General features: G+C 70.7%; 15 protein-coding genes. 5 read left to right on the plus strand and 10 right to left on the minus strand.

Annotation, left to right across the window (positions count from 1 at the left end; translation table 11 throughout):
• Positions 1–162: 162 nt before the first annotated feature.
• From OHA55_RS26575 to OHA55_RS26590, 4 genes are all read left to right on the plus strand, one after another.
• Positions 163–951 carry an ATP-binding cassette domain-containing protein gene (locus OHA55_RS26575; protein WP_266710173.1) on the plus strand — a complete coding sequence of 263 codons (789 nt, stop codon included), beginning with the start codon at positions 163–165 and terminating at the stop codon, positions 949–951.
• Entirely contained in the window at positions 948–2,240 is a 1,293-nt protein-coding gene (locus OHA55_RS26580) for a sugar ABC transporter permease (RefSeq protein ID WP_266710174.1), read from the plus strand. The genes OHA55_RS26575 and OHA55_RS26580 overlap by 4 nt, the downstream gene beginning before the upstream one ends.
• Before the next feature lie 302 nt (positions 2,241–2,542).
• Entirely contained in the window at positions 2,543–4,456 is a 1,914-nt protein-coding gene (gene dxs / locus OHA55_RS26585; protein ID WP_266710175.1) for a 1-deoxy-D-xylulose-5-phosphate synthase, read from the plus strand.
• 173 nt (positions 4,457–4,629) lie between these two features.
• The gene (locus OHA55_RS26590) at positions 4,630–6,135 is read left to right on the plus strand and encodes an amino acid permease (RefSeq protein WP_266710176.1); all 1,506 of its coding nucleotides are present in this window, start codon (positions 4,630–4,632) and stop codon (positions 6,133–6,135) included.
• 75 nt (positions 6,136–6,210) lie between these two features.
• On the opposite strand, the gene OHA55_RS26595 is transcribed toward OHA55_RS26590, so the two are convergent.
• Complete coding sequence (locus OHA55_RS26595) at positions 6,211–7,305, minus strand: LCP family protein (RefSeq protein ID WP_266710177.1); 1,095 nt, start codon at positions 7,303–7,305, stop codon at positions 6,211–6,213.
• A 361-nt stretch (positions 7,306–7,666) separates the two neighbouring features.
• Between OHA55_RS26595 and OHA55_RS26600 the strand changes: the two genes are divergently transcribed.
• Positions 7,667–8,827, plus strand: coding sequence for a hypothetical protein (locus tag OHA55_RS26600; protein WP_266710178.1), 1,161 nt, complete (start codon positions 7,667–7,669; stop codon positions 8,825–8,827).
• Between the two features lie 79 nt (positions 8,828–8,906).
• Here the strand turns inward: OHA55_RS26600 and OHA55_RS26605 are convergent, their stop codons facing one another.
• The 9 genes from OHA55_RS26605 to OHA55_RS26645 form a co-directional block, all read right to left on the minus strand.
• Positions 8,907–10,910 carry a glycosyltransferase gene (locus OHA55_RS26605; RefSeq protein ID WP_266710179.1) on the minus strand — a complete coding sequence of 668 codons (2,004 nt, stop codon included), beginning with the start codon at positions 10,908–10,910 and terminating at the stop codon, positions 8,907–8,909.
• A gap of 102 nt (positions 10,911–11,012) precedes the next feature.
• Positions 11,013–12,488 carry a bifunctional cytidylyltransferase/SDR family oxidoreductase gene (locus tag OHA55_RS26610; protein ID WP_266710180.1) on the minus strand — a complete coding sequence of 492 codons (1,476 nt, stop codon included), beginning with the start codon at positions 12,486–12,488 and terminating at the stop codon, positions 11,013–11,015.
• A 66-nt stretch (positions 12,489–12,554) separates the two neighbouring features.
• Positions 12,555–14,594 (minus strand): hypothetical protein, encoded by a 2,040-nt coding sequence (locus tag OHA55_RS26615; RefSeq protein ID WP_266710181.1) that lies wholly within the window; start codon positions 14,592–14,594, stop codon positions 12,555–12,557.
• A gap of 290 nt (positions 14,595–14,884) precedes the next feature.
• Positions 14,885–15,952, minus strand: coding sequence for a signaling protein (locus tag OHA55_RS26620; RefSeq protein ID WP_266710182.1), 1,068 nt, complete (start codon positions 15,950–15,952; stop codon positions 14,885–14,887).
• Between the two features lie 148 nt (positions 15,953–16,100).
• A complete protein-coding gene (locus OHA55_RS26625) occupies positions 16,101–18,230 on the minus strand; it encodes a 3-hydroxyacyl-CoA dehydrogenase NAD-binding domain-containing protein (RefSeq protein WP_266710183.1) in 2,130 nt (709 codons plus the stop codon).
• Positions 18,227–19,453, minus strand: a complete 1,227-nt coding sequence (locus tag OHA55_RS26630) for an acetyl-CoA C-acyltransferase (RefSeq protein ID WP_266710184.1) — start codon at positions 19,451–19,453, stop codon at positions 18,227–18,229. The genes OHA55_RS26625 and OHA55_RS26630 overlap by 4 nt, the downstream gene beginning before the upstream one ends.
• A 398-nt stretch (positions 19,454–19,851) precedes the next feature.
• Positions 19,852–21,132, minus strand: coding sequence for a ribonuclease D (locus tag OHA55_RS26635; protein WP_266710185.1), 1,281 nt, complete (start codon positions 21,130–21,132; stop codon positions 19,852–19,854).
• 119 nt (positions 21,133–21,251) lie between these two features.
• Positions 21,252–21,914 (minus strand): response regulator transcription factor, encoded by a 663-nt coding sequence (locus tag OHA55_RS26640; RefSeq protein WP_266710186.1) that lies wholly within the window; start codon positions 21,912–21,914, stop codon positions 21,252–21,254.
• A gap of 448 nt (positions 21,915–22,362) precedes the next feature.
• Entirely contained in the window at positions 22,363–23,022 is a 660-nt protein-coding gene (locus tag OHA55_RS26645) for a DUF3000 domain-containing protein (RefSeq protein ID WP_266710187.1), read from the minus strand.
• Positions 23,023–23,109: the final 87 nt, after the last annotated feature.

Here is a 23,109-nt window from a genome sequence, read left to right on the forward strand (position 1 = left end):
GCGCAGCGGCCCGCCCACCCGAAGCCTGTCCGGTGCCCCGCCCCACATTCAGCCCCGCTAACGGGCGGGGCGCCGGACGGAAACGCTTCTCGCTTTCTCTTCTGCTCAACCACCGCGCCTCCCCCCAGGCGCGGCATCCCCGCCGGTCAGGCGGCGAAGGAGATGGTTCACGTGTCCGCTACGCCCGTGTTGGCGTTGCGAGGAGTCTCGAAGCGATTCGGTGCCGTACAGGTACTCACCGAAGTCGACCTCGAGGTTCACGCCGGAGAGGTTGTCGCCCTGGTCGGCGACAACGGTGCCGGTAAATCAACGCTGGTCAAGACCATTGCCGGTGTCCACCCCATCGATGACGGCGTCATCGAGTGGGAGGGCAAGCCGGTCCACATCAACCGCCCCCAGGACTCCCAGGGTCTGGGCATCGCGACGGTCTACCAGGACCTCGCCCTGTGCGACAACCTCGATGTCGTGGGCAACCTCTACCTCGGCCGGGAGCTGCGCCGCTTCGGCATCCTCGACGAGGTGGAGATGGAGCGCCGCTCCCGCGAGCTGCTCTCCACGCTCTCCATCCGCATCCCCAGCGTCCGCATCCCGATCGCCTCGCTCTCCGGCGGTCAGCGCCAGACGGTGGCCATCGCGCGTTCGATGCTCGGTGAGCCGAAGCTGGTCATCCTCGACGAGCCGACGGCCGCCCTCGGTGTCGAGCAGACCGCCCAGGTCCTCGACCTGGTCGAGCGACTGCGCGAGCGCGGTCTCGCGGTCATCCTCATCAGCCACAACATGGCCGACGTCAAGGCGGTGGCCGACAAGGTCGCCGTGCTGCGTCTCGGCCACAACAACGGCGTCTTCGACGTGAAGACCACCTCGCACGAAGAGATCATCTCTGCCATCACGGGTGCCACGGACAACGCCGTGACCCGTCGTGCGGCGCGCACCGCGGAGGTTTCGAAGTGACCACGGACAAGACCTCCACCGCCACGGCGGACTCGCCGGTCGTCAACCAGGAGGCCGCCGACGGCGCCGCCACCGCGGTCGACCCCCGGCTGCTCGTCCGCGAGCAGGGCCTGAGCGGCTACTTCAGCGAGTTCAAGCGCAAGATCGGCGCCGGTGACCTGGGTTCGCTCCCGGTGATCCTCGGCCTGGTCATCATCTGCGTCGTCTTCCAGAGCATGAACTCCGAGTTCCTCTCCGCGAAGAACATCACCGACATCTCCGTCACGATGGTCGCCACCGGCATGATGGCGGTCGGCATCATCTTCGTGCTGCTGCTCGGTGAGATCGACCTCTCGGTCGGCTCCGTCAGCGGTGTCTCGGGCGCCCTGGTCGCGGTGCTCACCATCACGCACGGCATGAACGAATGGCTCGCCATTCTCATAGCCATCATCAGCGGTGCGGTGATCGGCGCGATCCACGGCTTCTTCTTCGCCAAGATCGGCGCTCCGGCCTTCGCCGTCACCCTGGCCGGCCTGCTGTTCTGGCTCGGCTTCATGCTCAACCTGCTCGGCGACACGGGCACCATCAACCTGGACAGCAAGGGCGTCGTCGGCCAGATGACGACCTACTACTTCACGGACGTCGCCGCGGCCTACGGCCTCGCCACCGTCGGTGTGGTGGCCTTCTTCCTGTCGGCCTTCTTCGACAGCCGCCGCCGTGAGAAGGCCGGGGTCCCGTCCCGCCCGCTCGCCGACATCATCCTGCGCACGGTCGTCCTGGCGGTCTTCGCCTTCGCCGCCGCGTTCATGTTCAACCAGGACCGCGGTCTGCCCCTGGCGTTCGTCCTCTTCATCGTCGCCCTGGTCCTCACGGACTTCGTCCTGCGCCGTACGGCCTACGGCCGGAAGATCTTCGCCCTCGGCGGCAGCGTCGAGGCGTCCCGCCGTGCCGGTATCAACGTCACCGCGATCCGCGTCTCGGTGTTCGCCATCGCCGGTACGTTCGGCGCCATCGGCGGCCTGTTCTGGGCCTCGAAGATCGCCTCCGCCAACCAGAGCGCCGGCACCGGCGACCTGCTGATGAACGTCATCGCGGCGGCCGTCATCGGTGGCACCAGCCTCTTCGGTGGCCGGGGCCGCACCTGGAACGCCCTCCTCGGCGTGATGGTGATCGTCTCCATCCAGTACGGTCTGAACCTCGAAGGCATCGCCACCCCGGTCCAGTACATGATCACGGGTGCCGTCCTCCTGGCTACGGTCTGCATCGACTCCGTCACCCGGAAGACCCAGAAGACGGCGGGCCGCGCCTGAACCACGGCTCCGCGCGGGTGCCCGGCGTCCCTCAGGGGGCGCCGGGCACCCGCGCGTCCGTGTGCCGGGCGCCGCGCCGGCCGCTTCCCTCGTGTTCCCCCGGTGTTCGAGGGGGAAGACGGGGGACGACCGGCACCGGCGGGGTAGGAGGACCCCGCGCGGGTTCCGGCGGGGCGGGCATCACGCCCGGCCGTACGCCGGGCGTGAGAAGGAACGCACCGCCCGATGCCCCGGCTCCGGGCCGGAACATTAGACTCGTCGGAATCGACACGCTCGACCAGCTCACACGCAAGGAGGCACGGGTGGACCTGCTGACCCGCATCGAGGGACCGCGCGACCTGGACCGGCTCAGCCTCGACCAGCTGGAACAGCTCGCCGGGGAGATCCGTACGTTCCTGGTCGACGCCGTGTCCAAGACCGGTGGGCACCTGGGCCCCAACCTGGGCGTGGTCGAGCTGACCATCGCCCTCCACCGGGTCTTCGAGTCGCCCCGCGACAAGGTCCTCTTCGACACCGGCCACCAGAGCTACGTGCACAAGCTCCTCACGGGCCGCCAGGACTTCTCCCGGCTCAAGAGCAAGGGCGGCCTCTCCGGCTACCCCTCGCGCGCCGAGTCCGCGCACGACGTCATCGAGAACTCGCACGCCTCCACCGTCCTCGGCTGGGCCGACGGCCTCGCCAAGGCCAACGAGGTCCTGCGCAAGGACGACCACGTCGTCGCGGTCATCGGGGACGGCGCCCTCACCGGCGGCATGGCCTGGGAGGCGCTGAACAACATCGCCGCCGCCAAGGACCGCCCGCTCGTCATCGTCGTCAACGACAACGAGCGCTCCTACGCGCCCACCATCGGCGGCCTCGCCAACCACCTCGCCACCCTGCGCACCACGGACGGCTACGAGCGCTTCCTCGCCCGCGGCAAGGACCTCCTGGAGCGCACCCCCGTCGTCGGCCGGCCGCTCTACGAGACGCTGCACGGTGCGAAGAAGGGCCTCAAGGACTTCATCGCGCCGCAGGGCATGTTCGAGGACCTCGGCCTGAAGTACGTCGGCCCCATCGACGGCCACGACATCGAGGCCCTGGAGTCCGCCCTGCTGCGCGCCAAGCGCTTCGGCGGACCGGTCATCGTCCACTGCATCACCGAGAAGGGCCGCGGCTACACCCCCGCCCTCCAGGACGAGGCCGACCGCTTCCACGCCGTCGGCAAGATCCACCCCGACACCGGTCTGCCCATCTCCACCTCCGGCCTCGACTGGACCTCCGTCTTCGGCGAGGAGATGGTCAAGCTCGGCCGGGAGCGCGAGGACATCGTCGCGATCACCGCCGCCATGCTCCAGCCGGTCGGCCTCGGCAAGTTCGAGGAAGCCTTCCCCGAGCGCATCTACGACGTCGGCATCGCCGAGCAGCACGGCGCGGTCTCCGCGGCCGGCCTCGCCACCGGCGGGCTGCACCCGGTCTTCGCGGTGTACGCCACCTTCCTCAACCGCGCCTTCGACCAGGTCCTGATGGATGTCGCCCTGCACAAGTGCGGCGTCACCTTCGTCCTGGACCGGGCCGGCATCACGGGCACCGACGGCGCCTCGCACAACGGCATGTGGGACATGTCGATCCTCCAGTGCGTGCCGGGGCTGCGGATCGCCGCCCCGCGCGACGCCGACCAGGTCCGCGCCCAGCTGCGCGAGGCCGTCGACGTCGACGACGCGCCCACCGTGGTCCGCTTCTCCAAGGGCGCGGTCGGCCCGGCCGTCAAGGCGGTCGGCACCGTCGGCGGCATGGACCTGCTGCGCGTCCCCGACACCGACCGGCCGGACGTGCTGCTGGTCTCCGTCGGCGCGCTCGCGCCCATGTGCCTGGAGATCGCCGACCTGCTCGACGCCCAGGGCATCTCCACCACCGTGGTCGACCCCCGCTGGGTCAAGCCGGTCGACGAGGCGATGGCCCCGCTCGCGGACCGGCACCGGGTCGTCGTCACCGTCGAGGACAACAGCCGCGTCGGCGGCGTCGGCTCCGCGGTCGCCCAGGCGCTCCGCGACGCCGGCGTCGACCTGCCGCTGCGCGACTTCGGCATCCCGCCGGTCTTCCTCGACCACGCCTCCCGCAACGAGGTCATGGCCGAGATCGGCCTCACCGCCCCGGACATCGCACGCCAGGTCACCGGGCTGGTCGCCAAGCTCGACGGCCGCTACGAGACCCGGGACGCGGAGCCCGCCCGCGACTGACCCCGCCCGCCGGACGCGTCCGGCGCACCCCCGCGTACCGCCGAATGGGCCGGTGCCGCCGCCCTGTACGGGTGGTGGCACCGGCCCATTCGCGCGACATGCCCCGCACGGCGTTCCGGTGCCCGGGGGCCTCCCCATGATGGCGCCCAGGACGAGTGCGTGGAGGTACGCAGGTGAGCGTGGAGCAGGGGACACCCCCCGGCCGGGACGGTCTGTTCCGGACCAAGACGATCGAGCAGTCCCTGCGGGACACCGAGGAGCCCGAGCACGCCCTCAAGAAGTCGCTCTCCGCCCTCGATCTCACGGTCTTCGGCGTCGGTGTCGTCATCGGCACCGGCATCTTCGTCCTCACCGGCAAGGTGGCCAAGGAGACCGCGGGCCCCGCGACCGCCATCGCCTTCGCGGTGGCCGGCGTGGTCTGCGCACTGGCCGCCCTCTGCTACGCCGAGTTCGCCTCCACCGTCCCCGTCGCGGGTTCCGCGTACACCTTCTCTTACGCCTCGCTCGGCGAGCTGGTGGCGTGGATCATCGGCTGGGACCTGGTGCTGGAGTTCGCGCTCGGCACCGCGGTGGTCGCGGTCGGCTGGTCCGGGTACGTCCGCTCGCTGATGGACAACGCGGGCTGGGCGCTGCCCGACGCCCTCGCGGGAACGGACGTGGCGTCCGGGGTCGGATTCGACCTGCTGGCGTTCCTCCTCGTCCTGGTCCTCACCGCCGTCCTCGTCCTCGGCATGAAGCTCTCGGCGCGGGTCACCACCGTGGTCGTCGCGATCAAGGTGGCCGTCGTCCTGATCGTCATCGTCGCCGGGCTCTTCTTCATCGACGGCGCCAACTACTCTCCCTTCATCCCGGAAGCCCAGCCCCAGCCGTCCGGCGGTGGTCTCGACTCCCCTTTGGTACAAGCGCTGTTCGGCTACGCGCCCACCAACTTCGGCGTGATGGGCATCTTCACCGCCGCCTCCATCGTCTTCTTCGCCTTCATCGGCTTCGACGTCGTCGCCACCGCCGCCGAGGAGACCCGGCACCCGCAGCGGGACATGCCCCGGGGCATCCTCGGGTCGCTCCTCATCTGCACGGTGCTCTACGTCGCCGTCTCCGTCGTCGTCACCGGCATGCAGCACTACACCGAACTCTCCGTCAGCGCCCCGCTGGCGGACGCCTTCAAGGCGGTCGGCCACCCCTTCTACGCGGGTGTCATCAGCTTCGGCGCCGCGGTCGGGCTCACCGTCGTCTGCATGATCCTGCTGCTCGGTCAGTCCCGGGTCTTCTTCGCGATGAGCCGCGACGGTCTGCTGCCGCGGTTCTTCTCCGTGACCCACCCGAAGTACAAAACCCCGTACCGTCCGACGATCCTGCTCGGCGTGATCATCGCGATCGTCGCCGGCTTCACCAGCATCGACGAGCTGGCGACCCTGGTGAACATCGGGACGCTCTTCGCGTTCGTGGTGGTCGCCCTCGGCGTGATCGTGCTCCGCCGTACCCGCCCCGACCTGCCCCGCGCCTTCCGCACTCCGTGGGTGCCCGTGCTGCCGGTCCTCTCGGTGGCCGCCTCGGTCTGGCTGATGCTCAACCTGCCGGTGGAGACCTGGCTCCGGTTCGCGATCTGGATGGCGCTGGGCGTCGTCATCTACTTTGCGTACGGGCGCAAGCACAGCCGACTGGCCACCGACCGGACGTGAGACGTACGAAGGCGGGGCGCACGGTCCTCGGACCGGGCGCCCCGCCTTCGCGTGACAGGCGGGAGTGACGATCCGTCAGCCGCCGGTGGCCGGGGACTTCTTGGCCGACTCCGGGATGGTGGCATCCGTGCGGATCGCCTTCCACAGGTCGTCGGACTGCGGATGCGCGGCCACCACCCGGTTCGGGTCCGCCTTGTCGTACTCGACCGGCAGCATGATCGTCTCCATGTTCGCCGGGTCGACGCCGTTCATCGAACGGGCGAACTCCGCCAGCGAGGTCAGCGACGCGAGGCTGGAGTCGGTGGTCAGCGACTCGGTCGCGGCGCTCGCGATCTTGTACGACTTGGTGGGGCTGCCCAGCAGGTCCTGCTTCTTGACCTCCTTCAGCAGCGCGAACATGAACTGCTGCTGGAGGCCGATTCGGCCGAGGTCGCTGCCGTCCCCGATGCCGTGCCGGGTCCGGACGAAGGCGAGGGATTCCTTGCCGTCGAGCTTGTGCGTACCGGCGGAGAGGTTCAGGCCGGACGAGCTGTCCTTGATGGGCTCGTCGACCTCGACGGTGACCCCGCCTATGGCATCGACGAGACCCTTGAAGCCGGCGAAGTTGATCTCCAGGTAGTGGTCGATCCGCACGCCGGACATCTTCTCCACGGTCTTGACCACGCAGGCCGGACCGACCTGCGAGTAGACCGAGTTGAACATGACGCGCTCGGCGGACGCCATCGTGGAGCCGTCGCTCTTCTCGCACTCGGGCCGGGTCACCAGGGTGTCGCGGGGGATCGATATCGCGAACGCCTTGGCGCGGCCCTCGGGTATGTGCACCACCATCGCCGTGTCGGAGCGCGCCCCGCTGACGGCGCCACCGCCGCCGAGCTCCTTGTTCTCCGCCCCGGCCCGGGAGTCCGAGCCGAGAACGAGGATGTTCTGCCCGGAGGTCGGCAGTTTCTCCGGCCGCTCCTTCTCGTCGATCTTGGAGTCGATGTCGACGGCCGTGATGTTGTTGTCGAGGTCGCGGTACATCCAGTAGACGGTGCCCGCGCCCGCGATCAGCAGGACGAGGACGATGCCGAGCGTGATCTTGAGACCCCGGCGCTTGCGCGGGGCCTTCTTCTTGCGGGACCCGGACCGCGGAGCGGGTCCCTGGTCCTGGGGAACGGAGTCGTGGCTCATCCTGCTCGAGTTCCTTGATCTCGTGGCCGCCGAGGACCGGGGTGGGAGCGGGGACTCGGGTTCGGCCGGTCCGCGTGGGTGCACCGTGGAGAGGAGGCGCGCACTGAAGAGAGAGCGTGCACTATAGACATATTTTCGAATGTGAGGGAAGTCTTCGCATGATCTTCGAATGTGGTTGCAGATCGTTACGCGGCCCTTCCGGAGGGGTCTTTCGGGCGGGTCCCGCACGTGGATGGAGGGTGACGTCCGCCCGAACGGTGCAGAAACTATGATGATCGGGTTCGGTCCTCTCCCTGAAGGAGAGCCGCGAGAGCCCCTGCGGACGCGGCCGGGCAAGCACGGGGAAGGATGACTCCACGCCATGCCGGTCAGATCCGGGCGCGATGCCCAGCGAAAGGTCTCCGCCCGCCAAGTCCGTCCCGAACGCACCGAGGTCACCCGCGCGGCACGCGAAACGGCGGACGGCCAGTGGCTCGTACGGGGCAAGGACGGCAGGCTCGCCGCCTACGCGCTCGGTGACGGAGAACTGCTCCGCTGGACCGAGACCCGCCCAGCGGGACCGGACTGGACGGGGCCGGAAGTCTTCCCCGCTACGGGCCTGACGGACCTGACGGTGCATCAGGGGCGTGACGGCTTCGTGCGCTTCGTCGCACGCCGCACGACCCGCCGCGCGGAGGGCGACACCGTCGACCTGGTCCACGCCACACAGTTCCAGTCCGGTCGACCGGTCACGGCGTGGCACTCCCTGGGCAACCCCCACCGCGACCGCGAACAGGGGGTACGCGTCGGCGTGCCCACCGTCGGCACCGGAGCCGACGGACTGCTCCACGTCCTCGTCCGTGACGCCGACGGCAGACTCCTGCTGCGCCGCGAACAGGACGGCGGCAAGTGGACCGGATGGACGGCGCTGGGCAAAGGCCTCGGGGACGGCGCCGTGCTCGCGACGACCGAGGCCGGCCGGATCGAGATCCTCGCCCCCCTGGTGCCCGGAACCGCCGGCGCTCCCGCGGGAGGCTGCCCGGCCAAGCGCTGGAGCCAGAAGCAGCCGGGCGGTGAGCTCACCGAGGACCACGAGATCCCGTTCGGCCACGTGCCCGGCACCGCCGTTGCCCTGGAGACCACGCCCGACGTCCTCACCTACTACTGGGCCGACGTGGGCACCGGAGGCATCTTCGCCCACCGCCCCGGCAGCTGGGTCATTCCGCTCGACAGCTCGCCCGTCACCGGCCGGCCCGCCGTCCTGCGGGCCCCCCTCGACGGCTACGACTGCACGGTGCTCGCCCACCGGGGCGCCGACGGAGGCATCATGCTCACCGCGTGCGGGACGGAGAACGAGGGAGCCGGCGTCTGGTGGTCGCCGACGGGCGAGCACTCCGCCGGAGCCCCCGCCCTCGCCCACGACGCGGACGGACGCGTCGTGCTCGCCCTGATCGACCGCGACGGCGCCCTCCGGATCGCGCGGCAACGCCCCGAACCGGGCCTGGCGATGGAGCCCGCCACTCCCGTACGGCACACCGGCTGAGACCCCTGCGGGGGCGGGGAGACTCCGGGAGACCGGTCCACCCCGCCCCTCGTCCGGGACACACGGAAAGAACGGCACGTCAGGACACGAGCTTCAGGCCGATCGACAGGTAATTGCTGTCGGTGTAGTACGGATGGAAGGCGACCGCGCGGCCCCCGGACGTGGTGACGGTCCGCTTCGGGTAGACGTTGACCGGCTTGCGCTTGAGGATCTCGTCACCGAACCGCCCCAGCCGCAGCCGGTAGGACTCGCCCGAGACCGTCAGGTTCCCCGGAATGCTCAGCGACAGGTCCCAGATGGTGTCGAGGTCGATCATCCGGTCGCCGTACTGCTGGAGGTCGACGGTGAAGCTCGCCGACCCGTCCGAGAACGCGCAGGGGATCAGGACCTGCGCATCCGCGTTCTTGCGGCTCTGCGCGATCACCTGGGCCCCTCCGCCCGCGAGATCCACCTGCGGTCCACCCGGAAGCGCGGCCACGCCCAGCGCGTAGAGCCGCACCGTGAGGTGGGGCCCCGCCGTCTCGACGGACAGCACCTCCGCGTGGGCGGCGAACTCGCGCGAGACGATCTGGAGGCAGCTGTCATCCGAGCGCGTCACCGTACGGAACCGCACCGGGCCCGTGTGGGCCGGCGACGAGATCAGCGAGTTCGTGGACTGCTGGAGCTCACGGACCTTCACCCGGCGCATCACGCCGTCGTCCTCCCGGCGCAGCAGCACGTTCCAGGTGCCGGGCGCCAGCCGGAGCCGGGCCGGGACGACGGCGTAGAGACGCCCGTCCACCCCGCGCTCCGCCTGCGCCGCCAGCAGCGCCTGACGGCCGTCGGCCTCGTTGACGCAGAGCACGGTGAAGTGGCCGCCGGGGGCGCTCGCCGGGTCGACGGCGAACTCCAGGTCGCCCGCCGGAGTGGACCGGCAGAGCGCCTCCGGCCGGAAGTCCCGGGCCGTCAGCAGACCGGCCAGGAGGTTCTCGTAGGTCTTCGCCTGTTCCTCGGGGCTGTAGCGGGCGGACGCCTCCAGCGCGTTCACGCCGAGCCGCGCGCGCAGTTCGGCGTCGCTCATCAGCAGGTCCAGGTTCTTGGCGAACGCGTCCGCGTCACCGACCGGGGACAGCTTTCCGTCCACACCGTCCGTGATGATCTCGGAGGGACCGTGCGGACCCGCCGTGCTGAGCACCGGCACCCCGCAGGTCATCGCCTCGACGATGGTGAGCCCGAAGGTCTCGTCGGTCGAGGCCGAGGTGTGCAGCGCCGCCTTGGCGAGTTCCTCCCGCAGATGCTTGGTGTGCCCCATGAGGAGGATGCGGTCGTTCGCGCCGAGGTCGTCGATCTGCTTGCGCAGCGCCGGCTTCTCCGCGCCGCTGCCGAAGATGCGCAGGGTCCAGTCGGGGTGGATCCGGCCGAGCTGGGCAAAGGCGGTGATCAGCAGGTCGAAGCGCTTCCAGTCCACCATCCGGCCGGAGGAGGTCACGATGCGCGAACTGCGCACGTCGGACCGGAGGGCGGTACCGGTGGTGGCGTTGGGGATGGCATGGAAGACGGTGCCCACCGCTCCGTACGCGTCCTGGTGCGTCTGGGCGTCCCGGGAGGTCACCGTGACGAACGCGTCCAGCTTCGGGATGGCCGCGTCCAGCACCTTCCGCGAGCCGGCGGACTGGTGGTGGTAGTGCGTGTGCGCCTGGCCCAGCGTGATGTACGCCCCCGTCCCGTAGACCGCGAGCAGCGTCACGGTGTTCGGGGCGGTCGCGATGACGACGTCCGCGTCGCAGCCGGCGAGATAGGCGGCGACACGCTCGTCCACCAGGCGGCTGTAGCGGTTGCGGTCGTCCGGCTTGTACCCCGCGCAGTGGGGGGACGGGATCAGGTGCAGCGGTTCGTCGAGGTCGGCCGAGCCGTTGCGGGTGTCCATCAGGCTACGCAGGGACACCCCCGGCGCGTAGCGCAGGGGAGGCACGTCGTGGTACTGGAACAGGCTCACCAGCTCGACGTCGTGCTGCCGGGCGGCGAGGGAGTTGGCGAGCGTCTGGGTGGCGACGGACGTGCCGGCCTGCCCGTAGGCGCTGAACATCAGGAACGCGATCTTCACGAAGTCCTCCTGGGGCGCGGCCCGTCCGGCCGCGGCTCCCGATTTGCGCCCCGGTGCCCCACCGGGACTGCTGTGGGCTGGTTCTGGCTCGGTGCGCCGCGCTCAGCGCGCGGTCCGGTCGTTCGCGGACGCGTCGAGGATCCGCGACAGCGCCGCGTCGAACGCCGAACCCCGCGGGGCCGGGGAGCCCGTCCGTACGTCGATCACCCGCCCGGACATGCAGGACAGCAGCACGTCCAGCGCGCTGCGCGCCGCCTCCCGGGAGGACGGCGCGGAGTCGTCGGGCCGTCCGGTGCCGGCCGGGAGGCCGCCCGAACCTCTCTCGGGATTCATGCAGTTGACCCGCACTCCGTCCTCGGACCACTCCTCGGACAGCGCCTGGGTGAGGTTGACCATGGCGGCGTTGGCGGAGGAGTGCACGCTGTATCCGGCCCGCCCGTGGGTGTAGCTGCTTCCGGTGAAGAGGAGCAACTGCCCCTTCGTGCGGGCCAGGTAGGGGTACGCGGCGCGGGCGGTGACCACCGGCGCGAGGTAGTGCGTACGCAGCGCCTCCTGGATGGCCGCGGGGCCCGTCTCCGCGAGGCGGCCGACCGGGAGGCGGCTCGCGGCGTTCACCACGAAGTCGATCCGGCCGGACTCGGCGTGCGCGGTGGCGAGTTCCCTCTCGGCGTCCTCCGCGCCGAAGGGGTGGCCACAGGCGTGCACATGGGCTCCGTACCCCTCGGCCAGACGTGCCACGTCGGCACCGAGCCCCTCCGCGCCGCCGAAGACGACGAGGGTCCGCCCGGTCAGGGCCTTCCGGCGGGAGGCGTCCGTACCGCCCTCCGGGGCCGTGGTGGAAGCCAGCTGGAAGAGCTTGTCGGCGACGAACACGTCGACGGGCTGGGTGACCTTCATGTTGTGCTCGTCGCCCATGATCACGTGCACGGGCACGTCGGGCAGGTACCGGACGACGACCGAGCAGTCGTCCGTGGCCCGGAAGAGCGGGTCGGCCGCGGCGAGCCGGTAGGCATCGCGGATGGTGGAGAGCCGGAAGCCCTGCGGGGTCTGGCCGCGGCGCAGCCGGTCGCGCTCCGGCACCTCGGTGATGAACTCGCCGTCCTCGCCGTGCGTGCGGGTGACGATCACGGTGTCGGAGGACGGGATCGCCACGTCGACCGCGGTGTGGCGCTCCAGCGCGGCCACGCACTCCCTCACCACGCGCCCCGAGAGCAGCGGACGCACCGCGTCGTGGAACAGCAGGTCGCAGTCCTCGCCGTCGCCGAGTCCGGCGGCCACCGCCTCGATCGCCACGGCGGTCGTCCCGTTGCGGGTCGTGCCCCCGGCGAGGACCCGGGAGACCTTGGTCAGCTCCGCACGGGCGATGATCCTCCGGGCCTCGGCGAGGTGGTCCCGGGGCATCAGCACGACGACCTCGTCGACCTCGTCCACGTCCTCGAAGACATGCAGGGTGTGTTCGAGGATCGACCTGCCCGCGATCTTGAGCAACTGCTTGGGGACGGCGAGTCCTACGCGCTGCCCGGTGCCGCCGGCGAGGACGACGGCGACGGTACGACGACGGGTGGCGCTGCTGCTCAAGGTCTCGTTGCTCCCTGTAGGAGGTGGGTCGGCGCGTGCCGCGGATCACGGCGGGCGCCGGTCGCGTCAGGCGGGCTGGTGCGGCTGCCGGTCCGTCTCGGGCGCGTCGGGAGGCGTGATCGCCTCCGGCGGAGGCGGGTACTCGATGGGGAAGTCGCGCAGGCCCCGCAGATAGAGGTCGGTGGCCGCGCGGGCGAAGCGGTACGAGGACGGCGGGTTGTCCGGACCGAGCAGGTAGTCCTTGAGCTGCTCGCGGTAGGGCGCCATGACGTCCTGGTCCCGGGAGAACATCGCGGTGAGCGCCGTCTCCAGTCCGTTGCACTCCGCGTCGATCAGGTACGAGGCGTAGGCCGTGCGCTGTTCGTTGCGGAACTCGTCGTCCGGCAGCCCGTCCAGGTTGAAGATCGCGTACGGCTTGCGGGTGGCCACGAAGTCGGAGACCACACTCGACATGTCACCGATCAGCATGTCCGAGTGGTTGAAGCAGTCGTACAGCGTCGGCACCCGGTCGGTGACCACCTGGTGGGCGTCGACGGGCAGCGAGTCCCAGTGCAGTGCGCCGGCCTGCTCGCGGAGCTTGCGGATCCGGATGGTCCGGTCCTCCTCGGTGAGGTCCGGGTACCTCGACCGGACACCGCGTTCCTGGAGGGCCGCCAGTTTCTTGTCGATCCGCGCCAGTTGCCGGGCGGCCGCCTTCGAGTCGAGGACCTTGCGGCCGAAGCGCCTGGCGTTGTCCTCGTGCAGGAGCGCGATGATGCGCCGGTGGGCGGCCGCGGCGGCGGGTGAGCGGGTGCCCGTCAGCGGGTGGGGCTTGTAGATGATCCGCAGTTTGCGCTCGTCGGCGAGGAGCATGCGGATGAGGCGTTCGCCCGAGGGTATGACGGAGGTGTAGCAGGCGTCGTCGGTCCAGCCCTCCCACGTGGGGGCGTAGATCACGGTGGGCACGTCCTGGCTGACCGATCCGGACCAGCGCTCCAGGGGCATCAGCTGGGGGCGGCCGACCTCGACTATCTGGTGGGCCGTGACGGCGTGCTTGATGCGCTCGTAGCGGTCGCGCCCGGCCCGCCCGGCCACCCAGATCTCGTCGAAGACCTTGCTGACCCGGTTGCTGCTGGCGAGCTTGTCACTGTCGCCGTGTCCGATGAAGACGTGCTTCACCTCGTGGCGCTGGAGCATGTGGACGTTCTTTCCGGCGTTGCCGGGGTAGAGCGTGACCCGGAGTTCGGGCATCTCGACCCGTGCCAGGTACTCGGCCTTCGGCACGCAGACGACCGGTACGGACGTGGCGTCCAGGAAGCGCAGGGTGGCCCGTTCCCGGAGCACGATGATGGGCCGCAGCTCCAGTGACTCCAACGCCTCCAGCCACATGTTCACCTGGTACATGAAGTCCCGGGAGACGGCGGCGAAGGTGAAGTACAGGGCGACCTGGGGCCGGTACTGCGCGAGCTGCCAGTTCAGTTCGCCGATGGCGTCGTCCGGGGTCGGCAGGATGAGCGCGTTGCGCGCGCCGGGCATCAGGATCAGTACGGCGAGCGAGGCGAACCACACCGTGGCGATGGCCCCGAAGGTCACGAACTCCCAGCGGCCGGTGCCCACCGTGGCGATCGCACCGCCGACGAGCGGTATGTCCAGGTGGAGGGTCTTGCGGACGTACTTGTCCATCAGGAACGGGTGCGGCAGCCGCCGGACGCCCAGCGCGTCCATGTCCAGTCCCCGGGTGGTGAAGGGGAGCGCGGCGCGTTCGGACTTCACCCGCTTGAGCAGCGCGCCGTAGACCAGCTGCAGGAAGAAGAGGAGGAGCAGCCCGACCGAGGTCATCTGGATGACGAACGAGTCGAGATCGCCGATCGAGCCGCACAGGCCCAGCAGCAGGAACTGCCGGATCAGGAAACGGATGGTGAGGCCGAAGCGCGAGTCCCGGAGCCGGTCGAGCGTCGAGGAGTCGGAGGAGTGAAGCGCGAGGTCCGCCGCGTAACTGGCCGCCGCCGCTCCGGCGAAAACCGGCAGGGAGGCCATGACGACCGCCACCAGCATGGCCAGGAAGCTGAGAACCAGGACCGCAGTGATGAGAAAGCCCAGCGCGGCCTGACGTTGTGCCTTGCCCATCTGCGGCAGGGCCCTCCTTCATGATCTGTGCGTGGCGCGCGGCGCGGGGCGCGAGACACGCGGCTACGGCGCCGATGCGGACAGGAGGTCGCACGTCACACGGGAATCGGGCCGCGGAAGAGCGGACACGCGAACGACATGTGAGGAGACTGCGAAACATCCAACCGAACTTTAAACACTCATGAACCTTTTAGTGAACGTTCAACAGGGAAAAAGGATCAGATCGTAGTAGTTAGATGCCGAACAGTTATCAACCGCTGTGCGCTCCGTGGCCTTCGGTGCCTACTTCGTCACGCTCGGCCACCGCGGGACGTGTCCGCCCGCCACGCGGGACACGCGAAGACCGCGATGTCGCGGCGTTCCGCCGTCTTGACCGAGAAGGCGACACAGAGCTCCGGCCGGGCCCCGGGGCGCACGGCGATTCCCTCCGGCTCGCGGAAATCCAGGCCGGGAGCGACCGTCACCTTCCGGCGCCCCACGGTCCGGCCCGTCCGCACGTCGAGCGCGGACACATGGGTGTCGCCGCCGCCGGACGGCGGATTGCCGCCCTTCTCGTCCGTGTAGTGCTTTCCGGTCAGCTGATAGACGAGACGCCCCCGCAGCGCGCACCCCTGGAAGGTCTCCCCCTCGCGCAGCGCGGTGTCCTCCAGGCTCCACAGGGGCTCCGTACGCCCAGCGGCGAAGTCGTCCATGTCGTGGACCGAGTACCTGTGCGTCCGGCCCGTCCAGCGGCTCACCAGGACACGGCGGTGCGCGAGATCGAGGGTGGGATGGACCTTGCGGTCACCGGGATACGGGCGGAGGTGACGCACCTCGGCGGAGGAACTGTCCACCACGGCGCCGTCCCGGAACCGGACGCGCGCCACGGCACGGCCGTAGCCCGTGTCCGGATCGGCGTCCGACTCCACCCAGAGGAAGACCTCCCCGCCCGCGGGCTCGGTGCCGAACGACATGCCGTGCCCGAAACCCCGCAGATGCATGCTTCCCGTCAGCGCGCCGGAGGCGGAGAGGCGGGAGACGCACAGGTCACCGGCGAGCCGCCGTTCCCGGCCGCCCGGAGCGCGGTCCTCGTCCCCGAGCCGTACCGAGGCGGGCACGACCTGGAGGGCGTACAGCGTTCCGCCGCCGTCCGGATAGGAGAGGGACTGCGGGCCGGACACGTGCCGCAGAGGGGTGAGCGGCAGGTCCCCGGCCGCGGCGGACACGTCGAACTCGCCGACCGCGCCCGCCGGCGGGCGGTCGTCCGCACCCGGCCCGGAGCCACGGCCGAGCAGCGCGCCGCCGGCCGCGGCCAGCAGGGTTCCGCCGCCCGCCACCAGCAGGGCCCGGCGCCCTGGGCGATGAGGTCCGTCCGTCATGCTCCGTGCGACCGCCGTCCGCTGCGAGGGGAAAAGGACCATCCTGCCACCCCGGCCCACCCGGCTCGGCCCGCACGGGGACGGGCCGTACGGGGACGGGCCGTACGGAGCACCACTCCGTACGGCCCGTCCCTGTCACGACCGGGTGTTACGCCGGTACGCTCGCGACGCCCGGCGCCAGGAACGGCTTGCCGTTCACGCGCTCGGAGACGCCCGCCCGGTCCAGGTACGGCGTGATGCCGCCCAGGTGGAACGGCCAGCCCGCACCCGTGATCAGGCAGAGGTCGATGTCCTGCGCCTCGGCGACCACGCCCTCGTCGAGCATCAGGCCGATCTCCTCGGCCACCGCGTCCAGGACGCGGTCACGGGTCTGCTCCTCCGTCAGGACGCTGTCGCCCTGCTCCAGGAGTGCGGCGACCTCGGGGTCCAGTTCCGGCTTGCCGGAGTCGTAGACGTAGAAGCCGCGCTTGCCGGCCTTGACGACCGCCGCGAGGTTCGCGGAGACCGTGAAGCGCTCCGGGAAGGCGCGGTGCAGGGTCTCGGAGACGTGCAGACCGATCGCCGGGCCCACCAGCTCCAGGAGGACCAGCGGGGACATCGGCAGACCGAGCGGCTCGACGGCGCGCTCGGCGACGGCGACCGGGGTGCCCTCGTCGATGACGTTCTGGATCTCGCCCATGAAGCGGGTGAGGATGCGGTTGACGACGAACGCCGGGGCGTCCTTCACCAGCACCGCGGTCTTCTTCAGCTTCCGGGCCACGCCGAACGCCGTCGCCAGCGCGGCGTCGTCCGTGAGCTCGCCGCGCACGATCTCCAGCAGCGGGAGGATCGCGACCGGGTTGAAGAAGTGGAAGCCGACGACCCGCTCCGGGTTCTTCAGCTTCGACGCCATCTCGGTGACCGAGAGCGAGGAGGTGTTGGTGGCGAGGATCGCGTGCGCCGGGGCGACGGCCTCGACCTCCGCGAACACCTGCTGCTTGACGCCGATCTCCTCGAAGACGGCCTCGATGATGAAGTCGGCGTCGGAGAAGCCCTCCGCCTTGTCCAGCACACCGGTCACCAGGGCCTTGAGACGGTTGGCCTTGTCCTGGTTGACACGCTTCTTGGCGAGCAGCTTGTCGATCTCGGCGTGGACGTAGCCCACACCCTTGTCGACGCGCGCCTGGTCGATGTCCGTGAGGACGACCGGTACCTCCAGGCGGCGCAGGAAGAGCAGCGCGAGCTGGCTGGCCATCAGACCGGCGCCGACGACACCGACCTTGGTGACCGGACGGGCCAGGCTCTTGTCCGGAGCGCCGGCCGGACGCTTGGCGCGCTTCTGCACGAGGTTGAAGGCGTACAGGCCGGAACGCAGCTCACCGCTCATGATGAGGTCGGCGAGCGCCTGGTCCTCGGCGTCGAAGCCGGCACCCAGGTCGCCGTCCTTGGCCGCGGCGATGATCTCCAGCGCGCGGTAGGCGGCCGGGGCCGCGCCGTGCACCTTGGAGTCCGCGATGGCCCGGCCACGCGCGACGGCCTGGTCCCAGGCGTCGCCGCGGTCGATCTCGGCACGCTCGACCACCGTCTCGCCGCTGAGGACGGAGGCCGTCCACACGAGCGAGCGCTCCAGGAAGTCCGCACCCTCGAAGAGCGCGTCGGCGATGCCGAGCTCGAAGACCTGCGCACCCTTGAGCTGGCGGTTCTGGTTCAGCGAGTTCTCGATGATGACCGAGACCGCGCGGTCGGCGCCGATCAGGTTCGGCAGCAGCGCGCAGCCGCCCCAGCCGGGCACCAGGCCGAGGAAGACCTCGGGCAGCGAGAAGGCGGGGAGCGCCTTGGAGACCGTGCGGTACGAGCAGTGCAGGCCGACCTCGACACCGCCGCCCATCGCCGCGCCGTTGTAGTACGCGAACGTCGGGACCGCGAGGCCGGAGAGGCGACGGAAGACGTCGTGGCCGCCCTTGCCGATCCGTACCGCGTCCTCGTGGTTCTTCAGGACTTCGAGGCCCTTGAGGTCGGCGCCCACGGCGAAGATGAACGGCTTGCCGGTGATGCCGACGCCGACGATCGAGCCTTCGGACGCCTCCTTCTCGACCTGGTCGATCGCCTCGTCCAGGTTGGCCAGCGACTGCGGGCCGAAGGTGGTCGGCTTGGTGTGGTCCAGGCCGTTGTCCAGCGTGATGAGGGCGAACCTGCCCGCGCCCGCCGGGAGGTCGAGGTGACGCACGTGCGCCTGGGTGACGACCTCGCCCGGGAAGAGCTCGGCCGCTCCCTTCAGAAGCTCGGTGGTGGAGCTCACTTGGTGCCTCCGTCGGCGTCGAAGTGCGGGTTCTCCCAGATGACCGTGGCGCCCATGCCGAAGCCCACGCACATCGTGGTGATGCCGTAACGGACCTCCGGCTGCTCCTCGAACTGGCGGGCCAGCTGCGTCATCAGACGGACGCCGGAGGAGGCGAGCGGGTGGCCGTACGCGATGGCGCCGCCGTACTGGTTGACGCGCGGGTCGTCGTCGGCGATGCCGTAGTGGTCGAGCAGGGCGAGCACCTGCACGGCGAACGCCTCGTTGACCTCGAAGAGGCCGATGTCGTCGATGGTCAGACCGGCCTTGGCCAGCGCCTTCTCGGTCGCCGGGATCGGGCCGTAGCCCATGACCTCCGGCTCGACGCCCGCGAAGGCGTACGAGACGAGACGCATCCGGACCGGCAGGCCCAGCTCGCGGGCGACGTCCTCGGCGGCGAGCAGCGAGGCGGTCGCGCCGTCGTTGAGACCCGCCGCGTTGCCGGCCGTGACACGGCCGTGCGGGCGGAACGGGGTCTTGAGGCCCGCGAGGGACTCCATCGTGGTGCCCGGGCGCATCGGCTCGTCGGCGGTGACCAGGCCCCAGCCGGTCTCGCCGGCCTCGGCGTTGGTGCGGCGGACCGAGATCGGAACCAGGTCCTGCTGGATCTTGCCGTTGGCGTACGCCTTGGCGGCCTTCTCCTGCGAGCGCACGGCGTAGGCGTCGGCGCGCTCCTTGGTGATCTGCGGGTAGCGGTCGTGCAGGTTCTCGGCGGTCATGCCCATGAAGAGGGCGGACTCGTCGACCAGCTTCTCCGACACGAAGCGCGGGTTCGGGTCCACGCCCTCACCCATCGGGTGACGGCCCATGTGCTCGACACCGCCGGCCACGACGACGTCGTACGCGCCGAAGGCGATGGAGCCGGCCGTCGTGGTGACGGCGGTCAGCGCGCCCGCGCACATGCGGTCGATCGAGTAGCCGGGGACGGACTGCGGCAGACCGGCCAGGATTCCGGCGGTCCGGCCGAGGGTCAGGCCCTGGTCGCCGATCTGGGTGGTCGCGGCGATGGCGACCTCGTCGATCCGCGCGGGGTCCAGGTCCGGGTTGCGGCGCAGCAGCTCCCGGATGGCCTTCACGACGAGATCGTCGGCGCGGGTCTCGTGGTAGATGCCCTTCGGGCCCGCCTTGCCGAACGGGGTGCGGACGCCGTCGACGAAGACGACGTCCCGGATGGTACGAGGCACGATGGCTCTCCTCCAGGGTGCGGGATGGCACTGCTGCGGGGGCACGCCCGGAAGCGTGCCGCCCACCCTCATGCTACTCGTGGGTAACCAGGCTGCCCACCCCCTGTGGCCGGAGCGTCGAAGGTCACACACCCGGCCACCGCCGGGTCGCACACCCGGTCACCCCCGCGCCCACGGCCCGGGGGCGCCCCGAGGTACGTGTCCGGCCGCCGCCGGACGGTCGGCCCGACTCCTCAACCTGGCGTGATTTCGATCCTCGCGGTACTCGGGGGTGTCGTCGTGCCGGGGGCGCCCGGGCGCCCCGGCACGACGACACCCCCGGGCGACCGTGGATACGGTGACCGGGGGTGTCGGGGTTCGTCGCGTCGCGCGGCCGCTTCTCGCGGTACCGGGCGGAGTCAGGAAGCCGCGCCCGCCTTCAGCGCGTCCAGCAGCAGCGGGGCCACCAGGCCGATCTGCCAGTGCCGCGCGCCGTAACCCGCGAGCAGGTCCTCGACCGCGCCAGGGGTGACGATCTTCGGCGGCTCCCAGCAGACCCGGCGCACGGTGTCCGGGGTGATGAGGTTCTCCGGCGGCAGGTGCAGCCGCTCGGCGAGTTCGGAGACGGCGGCACGGGCGGCCGAGAGCCGGTCCGCCGCCGCGGGGTCCTTGTCGGCCCAGGCGCGCGGCGGCGGCGGGCCGGTGAGCTGCTGGCCCGGCTGCGGCAGCTCGGCCTCGGGGAGCGCCTTGGCGCGGTCCACGGCGGCCTGCCACTGCTCCAGCTGGCGCCGGTTGACGCGGTGCCCGAAACCGGGCAGCGCGGACAGCGCCTGGACGTTGGCGGGCACCGCGAGCGCGGCTTCCACGATCGCCCCGTCGCCGAGCACCTTGCCGGGGGAGACGTCGCGCCGCTGGGCGACCCGGTCGCGGGTCTCCCACAGCTCGCGCACCACAGCCAGCTGACGGCGCCTGCGCACCTTGTGCATGCCCGAGGTCCGGCGCCACGGGTCCTTGCGCGGCGGGGCGGGCGGGGCCGACGCGATCGCGTCGAACTCCTCGCGGGCCCACTCCAGCTTCCCCTGGCGGTCCAGCTCCTTCTCCAGCGCGTCGCGCAGGTCGATCAGGAGCTCGACGTCGAGCGCCGCGTAGCGCAGCCACGGGTCGGGGAGCGGCCGGGTGGACCAGTCGACGGCCGAGTGGCCCTTCTCCAGCGCGTACCCGAGGACGTTCTCGACCATCGCGCCCAGGCCGACCCGGGGGAACCCGGCCAGCCGTCCGGCGAGCTCGGTGTCGAAGAGCGACGTCGGGAGCATGCCTATTTCGCGCAGGCACGGAAGGTCCTGCGTGGCGGCGTGCAGAATCCACTCGGTACCGGTCAGGGCCTCGCCGAGACCGGACAGGTCGGGGCAGCCGACGGGGTCGACCAGGGCGCTGCCGGCGCCGTCACGGCGAAGCTGTACGAGATAGGCGCGCTGGCCGTAGCGGTAACCGGAGGCGCGCTCGGCGTCGACGGCCACCGGGCCACTGCCCGCGGCGAAAGCGGCGATCACCCGGGCGAGGGCGTCGTCGTCCGCCACCACCGGTGGAATGCCCTCGCGCGGTTCCAGCAAGGGGATCGGCGCCGGGGCGACGTCGTCCGGGGGAGCGCCCCCGGTGGTTCGCAGTGTCGTGTCTGCTGCGGTCTCTTGGGCGTCGGTCACCCGTCAAGGGTATCCGGGTATGCGCGACACCCGACGACGGAACGTTCCGTCGTCGGGTGTCGGGTGCGTAAACCGGCCGGATTCGGCATCCCGCCCGTGCGGGTGCCGGTGGAGGGTGGTCAGTGGATGATGCCGGTCCGCAGGGCGACGGCGACCATTCCGGCGCGGTCTCCGGTGCCGAGCTTGCGGGCGATGCGGGCGAGGTGGGACTTGACCGTGAGGGCGGAGAGGCCCATCGAGACGCCGATGGCCTTGTTGGACTGGCCTTCGGCGACCAGGCGGAGCACCTCCACCTCGCGGCCGGACAGTTCGCGGTAACCACCCGGGTGGCTCGGGGAGCCGGGGGGCCGGCGGTGCATACGGGCGGCGTTGGCGCCGATGGGGGCGACACCGGGTCGGTTGGGGTGGCCGATGTTGGTACGGGTGCCGGTGACGACGTAGCCCTTGACGCCGCCCGCGAGGGCGTTGCGTACGGCACCGATGTCGTCGGCGGCGGAGAGGGCGAGACCGTTCGGCCAGCCTGCGGCTCGGGTCTCGGACAGCAGGGTCAGCCCGGAACCGTCGGGCAGGTGGACGTCGGCAACGCAGATGTCGCGCGGGTTGCCGACGCGGGGGCGGGCCTCCGCGATGGACGACGCCTCGATGACGTCACGAACTCCGAGGGCCCACAGATGGCGGGTCACGGTGGAACGGACGCGCGGGTCGGCCACGACGACCATGGCCGTCGGCTTGTTCGGGCGGTAGGCGACCAGGCTTGCGGGCTGCTCTAGGAGAACGGACACCAGGCCTCCTGGGGGAGTGGCGGGACGGGCCGGCTCGGGGATGAAGCCGGGGCGAACCGTGCTTGAAGGGTCATTGACCTCTTCGGCAGCAGACCCGTCCTCCTTTAGAGGAAGATCACGATTTGGTGAGTAACAATTCGGACAAATCGGACGCGCGATCGATTGTACGACAATGGGGCCGGCGGTCGGCCGGGCCGGTCGGGAGAGCGCCGGGACAGTGTCTTTCCGCAGCTCACGGGTGCCGGAACGAGGGTTTGCGGGCCACGGGACCCGGGGCTCGCAGGCTGTGGGACCCGAGGTTCGCGGGCCCGGAACAGCCGGGTGGTCCCGCGCACGAGACCTACGGGATCTGCGAGACCTCCGGGACCTACGTGATCTGAGGGGCCTACAGGATCTGCGAGGCGCAGGGGGCCTACGGGATCTGCCGGACTTGCGAGGCCTGCGATGGCTACGAGGCCTGCGGCCCCCGGCGCTGCGGCAGGGTGACCACCGTCGCGTCGGCCGGACCGGACGGCGGGAGGCCCGCGATCTGGCAGAGCAGGTCGCCCCAGGCGGTCAGGTGTCCCGCCGTGTCCGGGACGCCGCCCGGGCCCTCGGCGGGCGTCCAGGAGGCCCGGATCTCGATCTGGGTCGCGGGGCGGCGGCTGCCCAGCTCGCCGAAGTAGTGCGACCCGGCCCGGGTGACCGTACCGCCCGCCGACCCGTAGGAGAGGCCGCGTGCCTCCAGGGCGCCCGTCAGCCAGGACCAGCACACCTCGGGCAGCAGCGGATCGGCGGCCATCTCCGGCTCCAGTTCAGCCCGTACGAGCGTCACCAGGCGAAACGTTCCCTGCCACGCCTCGTGACCGGCCGGGTTGTGCAGCAGCACCAGGCGGCCGTCCGCGAGATCCTCGTCGCCGTCCACCACCGCCGCCTCCAGGGCGTAGGCGTGCGGAGCCAGTCTCTGGGGCGGCTTGGTCGTCTCGATCTCCAGCTCGGGGCGGAGCCGCGCCGAGCGCAGCCCGTCGACCGCCGACCGGAACCCGGGCGGAGTGGGTTTGCTCTCCGCACCGTCCCTCGGGGAAGTGTGGTCGGAATGATCGGAGAACTGTTCCTGCGCCGGAGCCATGCGGGGAAGAGTAGGCGGAACGCGGGCCGCGCGCAGGGAGAGACACCCTGGTGGGGCCGGGCTCCTTGGGGCTTCGTGCGAAGATTC

The organism is Streptomyces sp. NBC_00102, from assembly GCF_026343115.1.
Taxonomy (GTDB): domain Bacteria; phylum Actinomycetota; class Actinomycetes; order Streptomycetales; family Streptomycetaceae; genus Streptomyces.